Here is a 4,922-nt window from a genome sequence, read left to right as displayed (position 1 = left end):
TTGTTACTCAATTGCTGCATATATCGCTCTCCTAAAGCCGCTAAGATTGCTTCCTTGTTGGAGAAATACTGGTACACCGAGCCAACCGAAATATCAGCGCGCTCGGCTAAGGCATTAGTGTTGATAGCTTCTACCCCTCTCTCCGCCAGCAAATCGGCAGCAGTATCCAAGATTAAATTGCGTCGTTGCTGACCACGCTTACCTGAAGGACTACGACGGGCTTTTAGGGATGCGGGATTGCTATCCTCCGAAACGATTGAGTTCACTGTTTTATTGCTTTGAGATTGACTATGTGAGTTTTTGCTCATATACTGCCTACTATGAATATGAGTAATAGCTCACATTAACAAAGTTCAGACTAAATTTACAAGCAATACAATTACCAGGAGATAACGATCATGAATGGTAAAACAGCATTTGTAACTGGAGCGACAGGGTTATTAGGCAGTAACCTCTGCCAATTGCTAATTTCGCAAGGTTGGCAAGTTAAAGGGCTGGTTAGATATATTGATAAGGCGAAACGTTTTCAAGGAAGCAGCCCGGTTGAATTTGTTCAGGGTGATATTGAAAATGTGCCTGCTTTTGCTCCCGCATTAAAAGGAGTAGATGTGGTATTTCACACGGCAGCGTTTTTTCGAGAGTATTATCAGCCGGGTAGCCACTGGAAAAAGATGAAGCGCATCAACGTTGATGCCACAATAGAACTTTTGCAAGCGGCAGAAGCACAAGGGATAGCAAGAACGGTTTTCACCTCATCCAGTGGAGTAATTCAAACTTATCCCCATCAGGTAGCTACTGAAACCGCCCCTTACAGCGAATTCGCCCAAAAGAACCTCTATTTCAAAACTAAAATTTTAGCAGAACGAGAAATTTATCGGTTTTTGGAAACTAGTCAAATGGATGTGGTGATGATTTTACCTGGTTGGATGATGGGGCCTGGAGATGCTGCACCGACTTCTGCGGGGCAATTGGTGTTAGATATTTTGGGAAGGAAGCTACCAGGGATAATTAATGGTGGTGCTTCATTGACTGATGTTCGGGATGTAGCGGCAGCGATGATTAGTGCCACGGAACGAGGAAAACGGGGTGAGCGTTACATTGTAGCGGGATCATTGAAAACCATGAAAGATATTGCTTTAGAATTAGAAGCGATTTCAGGAGTAAAGGCTCCAAAAATAGTAATTCCTGATTGGATTGCACTCTCAATCGCATGGTTGCTAGAAATCTCGGCGCGTTCGACAGGTAGGGTCAACCCTATGCCATTAGTTGGTATCCAAACTTTATTGGAAAAAGCGAACTTAAGTTCAGCTAAAGCTATCCAAGAATTGGGCGTAACCTTTCGGCCTTTCACAGATACATTGAAAGATACAGTTCTGTGGTATCAGTCTCAAGGCTATTTATAAAACTCATTATTTCAACGTATATGTTGTTTGCCATTGGTTTGGCGGAGGGTCACTGTTTGGGCAATCCCAATGTACTCTTGAGGTGCAATCGTGTTCATACTCAGCACCACATTTGGGACATTTGCCAGTAAACAACGGATGCCAATCAAGCAACTCTAACTGTTGCTGTTGTGTCCAGCGTGGTCGAGGCTGTAGAATCAACTCGCCATTATAGTAGGTGTGGCGATCGCTCAGACTAGGGGCTAATTGATTAAGAACTCAATAAACCAGACATATTTAAAACTCGTTCTGACCAATTAGAAGCAACATCAGCTATGCTTACCCTTTGGCTTGATTGCTCCTTGATGGTATCCCAATTGCGTTGCCAATCTTGTAACAAGTCTTGAAGTTGGTTTAATTCGACATTATAGGTTTCACTATTTTGCTGTCTTAAAGACAAATACAACAAACTTTCGTGTAACAATACTGGAATAACTTGGTTACAATCGCTACTTTGTACCCAAGACTTCAAGTGTGCCAGACTTGATGCTAATTCACCCAATTGCTGTGGTTGGGTTAGATGTAAAAAACTAGCTTCAATCGCACTCCAGTTGGGCATCAAAATCCTCCTAGCAACTGCTGGATAAAAAATAATTTTGCGTTGAAGCATCGATTGAAAGAGTTAGTGGTATATTAGTACAAAAGAACTATCAAACCAGGTTCAACAGCTTCAAACTGCAATAGTTATTAATATTTTGTACTTCCAAATTGAGGAATGCTATGGCAGATTCTAATTCCCTACTTTCTTTGTATGAAGAATTAGTACAAGATCATTCCAGCCAATTCGATCCACAAATTGCTTCTTTGCAAGAGTTGGTCATTACACGAATGCAAGAAATTCGTGACGCAGAACAGAGCTTAGTAGAAACACAAGCAATAGAACTTAAACGGATCACTGATGCTCTCGCTACTGATGCTCGTTGCTTGTTGCCAACGCCAGGATTAAGAGCATTTGTACAAGAGTTAAAACAGACTAAAAGTAATAATTGGTACACGCGCAAATCAGAATTTAGTATTGCAGAAGATCCAACTACTTGGTTATTGGCGATGCTCGAACTACCGATAGGTTTGAGCAACTACCAAACTCACGAAGACCTGAATGGTTATGATGACGAACGTAACTTTATCGGGTATAGCTATACTCTGTCTCTAAAATTAGGTTCAGTTGAGCATTCGCTCAATGAAATACCATTAAAACGCATATATAACGTCAACGAGTGTAGTGAAACTTCTATAAAAGGGCAAATTGAGGACTACATTTATGGTGACGTAAAATATTTACTTAGAGATATGGAATATCCAGAGTCACAAAAACAGCAATTAGCGGCTGAAATCAGCACATTAGTAGGTTACTCCCTCAAAATATTCGCACTTAAACCTAGAAGAGCTATTTTTAATTATTCATCCATAGAGGAAGACTGATGCAATTGTATTTGAGCTTGTCAGCCTATGGTGGAGTTTCAACCCGTGAAGCATTAACAATATTTTGGAATGCAGGAATCCGGTATGTTGAGCTAGCAATTGGGCCTCGACCTGATACTGATTCAGCGCAAGCAGTAGAGGATTTTAGACAACAGGGAATGGTCTATCGAGCGCATCATGCTTTTGTTTGCAGCGCACGCCACTATCCTTTCAATCTAGCTCAACCTCAAGATTGGAAATATTTTGAACGATTGGCAGATTATCTAACTAGTATAGGTGTTACCGCTTATTCAGTACATGGAGGAAACTTTTGTAAAACCACTGAACGCGTTTTAGCATACACAACATTTGTAGAAAATATTCATCGTCTTCATCGGGTTTGTCTAACGCGAGGTATTATTTTGGGTGTAGAAACAATGTATCCTACACTCACAAATAGCACTGTTGAGAACCTTTTGGATAATGCTTCAGAACTTGCTCAATTTTGCCAAGATGTTCCCCAGGTCAAGATAGTTGTGGACTTGGACCATCTCAACATTTGGCGTGACAAAACCGAAATACTGTTGAATGAATGGTTGGGACTTCCACCAGAGAAAATTTTAGAAATTCACATTTCAGACAATGATGGACGGCAAGATATACATTCGCGGATTACGGCCAATACTTGGTGGTTATCTCAGATTACTAATTTTCCAAAGGGAATTCCCTTGGTGTTAGAGAGCCGATTAAATCGATTGCCTGTTTCAGTAGTGCAGCAAGAGTACAACCGGATCGCTGCTTTAACTTTCCGATAGTTAACTAATAATAGTTTGTAACAAGCCACTTATATTCTGTGATTGCCAAGGCCAAAGCCCTAGTAACCGAAATCTTTTAAGTGCTGCTTGATATGACTTCTTACTATTATATCCTTCCTCAATATACTGGTTATTGTAATAACCGTAAACTATCAAGCTTGCATCAATTGCTTTCAAAAATGATTCGGGTGCAGTTACAGAATTTAAACTTTTAAAAGACTCACTAATATATCTATGTATATAGTCGAGAAAATTATTAATTTCTTGGCGTGTAAACTCTGATTCAAATACTTCATTCTGGATTGGAGGTATGTCTGATTCATCTTCAAATACTTTATATATTCGATAATATATCCAGCCTTTAGCATCAAAAATATGCAATAAATAGAAAAAACTTCCTATTGTTTTATTAATAGTTAGTAATAATGGGAAACTAAAAGAGCCTTTGCAACTATCAAATGAATCACTGCTATTTCCAAAAAGCCAAGTTAACGTGATAAACGACTGTGCTAGGTTCAAATTGTCTTGGCTTTTATTTTCAGACAAGTAAATATTCTTGAAGAATGAATCTTCATCTTTAATAAAAAAACTATTTTTTTGAAGCTTTCTATATTCATAGTCATCTAATCTCCACAATTCATATTTAATTGCTTCTAATTCAAACTCGAATTTGATTCGCTCTTTAATTTGTCTAACTACTTGCTTCATGTGTTTTGAATCAATTTAGTAAGAATTATATAGTATTAATGTACTACTATACCGTTTAAATTTATTTTTTCCGACAGAACTCATGAAAATCTCCGTTAATGACACTCGCCACTGCTCTAGGCAATCGTTCATTTCATAAAAGATGGTAGTATTTGAGAGTATTTATCGTGGCGTTTAAGATGGCAATAGAAATGTATCCATCATCCTTTCGTTGCGATTGTGGACATGAATCGTATTTCTTTGAAAATACGATTAGGGTATTTGGATCTACACATCCACCAGCCAATCACAGACCACAGGCTGAAAATCAACTTCTGTGCGTTCGTCCTTGACGTTGGCGCAGCTATCGCCCCAAACCCATAACTTCACCTCATCCATTCCAGCCATTCGGGAGCCTCGGACACCAACTGACCAAAAATCTGCGGTTGTGCCTCCTCAAACACCACCATCACACCCCAACGCTCATCGCTTTTAAGGGTAGAGAGAAACTCTTTAATCGCATCCACACCAGACTCTAGCCGTTCCATGAAGCTGACAAAGTAACATTTAACCTGCT

The 4,922-nt window shown here is 39.5% G+C and carries 7 protein-coding genes; 3 read left to right on the top strand and 4 right to left on the bottom strand.

All coding sequences use genetic code 11. The features are described from left to right. Positions 1 to 308: TetR/AcrR family transcriptional regulator (locus tag V7K69_RS05680; RefSeq protein ID WP_335032169.1), on the bottom strand; the 308-nt coding region annotated here is incomplete at its 3' end. Positions 309 to 398: 90 nt separating this feature from the next. Between V7K69_RS05680 and V7K69_RS05675 the strand changes: the two genes are divergently transcribed. After that, the gene (locus V7K69_RS05675) at positions 399 to 1,403 is read left to right on the top strand and encodes an SDR family oxidoreductase (protein WP_335032167.1); all 1,005 of its coding nucleotides are present in this window, start codon (positions 399 to 401) and stop codon (positions 1,401 to 1,403) included. 250 nt (positions 1,404 to 1,653) lie between these two features. Here V7K69_RS05675 and V7K69_RS05670 read toward each other — a convergent pair whose 3' ends face one another. After that, positions 1,654 to 2,001 carry a hypothetical protein gene (locus tag V7K69_RS05670; RefSeq protein ID WP_335032165.1) on the bottom strand — a complete coding sequence of 116 codons (348 nt, stop codon included), beginning with the start codon at positions 1,999 to 2,001 and terminating at the stop codon, positions 1,654 to 1,656. A gap of 161 nt (positions 2,002 to 2,162) precedes the next feature. On the opposite strand from V7K69_RS05670, the gene V7K69_RS05665 reads away from it, so the two are divergent. Together V7K69_RS05665 and V7K69_RS05660 are read left to right on the top strand one after the other, a co-directional pair. Continuing rightward, positions 2,163 to 2,864: a hypothetical protein gene (locus V7K69_RS05665; protein WP_335032163.1), complete on the top strand. Its 702-nt coding sequence runs from the start codon at positions 2,163 to 2,165 to the stop codon at positions 2,862 to 2,864. Beyond that, a complete protein-coding gene (locus tag V7K69_RS05660) occupies positions 2,864 to 3,658 on the top strand; it encodes a TIM barrel protein (RefSeq protein WP_335032161.1) in 795 nt (264 codons plus the stop codon). Before V7K69_RS05665 ends, V7K69_RS05660 begins: the two co-directional genes overlap by 1 nt. Here V7K69_RS05660 and V7K69_RS05655 read toward each other — a convergent pair whose 3' ends face one another. Both V7K69_RS05655 and V7K69_RS05650 read right to left on the bottom strand, forming a co-directional pair. Next, entirely contained in the window at positions 3,659 to 4,366 is a 708-nt protein-coding gene (locus V7K69_RS05655) for a hypothetical protein (RefSeq protein ID WP_335032159.1), read from the bottom strand. A gap of 365 nt (positions 4,367 to 4,731) precedes the next feature. Beyond that, positions 4,732 to 4,922 (bottom strand): hypothetical protein (locus V7K69_RS05650; RefSeq protein ID WP_335032157.1); only part of this gene is annotated, 191 nt, incomplete at its 5' end.

Source organism: Nostoc sp. (assembly GCF_036917775.1).
In the GTDB taxonomy this organism is placed as follows: domain Bacteria; phylum Cyanobacteriota; class Cyanobacteriia; order Cyanobacteriales; family Nostocaceae; genus Nostoc.
Note: the sequence above shows the minus strand (reverse complement) of the source record. Positions and strands in the feature narration are given on the sequence as shown.

What these genes read in the sequence shown, in the direction of transcription:
- V7K69_RS05670 (WP_335032165.1), bottom strand. Translation starts at nt 2,001, where the DNA reads ATGCCCAACTGGAGTGCGATTGAAGCTAGTTTTTTACATCTAACCCAA.
- V7K69_RS05665 (WP_335032163.1), top strand. Translation starts at nt 2,163, where the DNA reads ATGGCAGATTCTAATTCCCTACTTTCTTTGTATGAAGAATTAGTACAA.
- V7K69_RS05660 (WP_335032161.1), top strand. Translation starts at nt 2,864, where the DNA reads ATGCAATTGTATTTGAGCTTGTCAGCCTATGGTGGAGTTTCAACCCGT.
- V7K69_RS05655 (WP_335032159.1), bottom strand. Translation starts at nt 4,366, where the DNA reads ATGAAGCAAGTAGTTAGACAAATTAAAGAGCGAATCAAATTCGAGTTT.
- V7K69_RS05675 (WP_335032167.1), top strand. Translation starts at nt 399, where the DNA reads ATGAATGGTAAAACAGCATTTGTAACTGGAGCGACAGGGTTATTAGGC.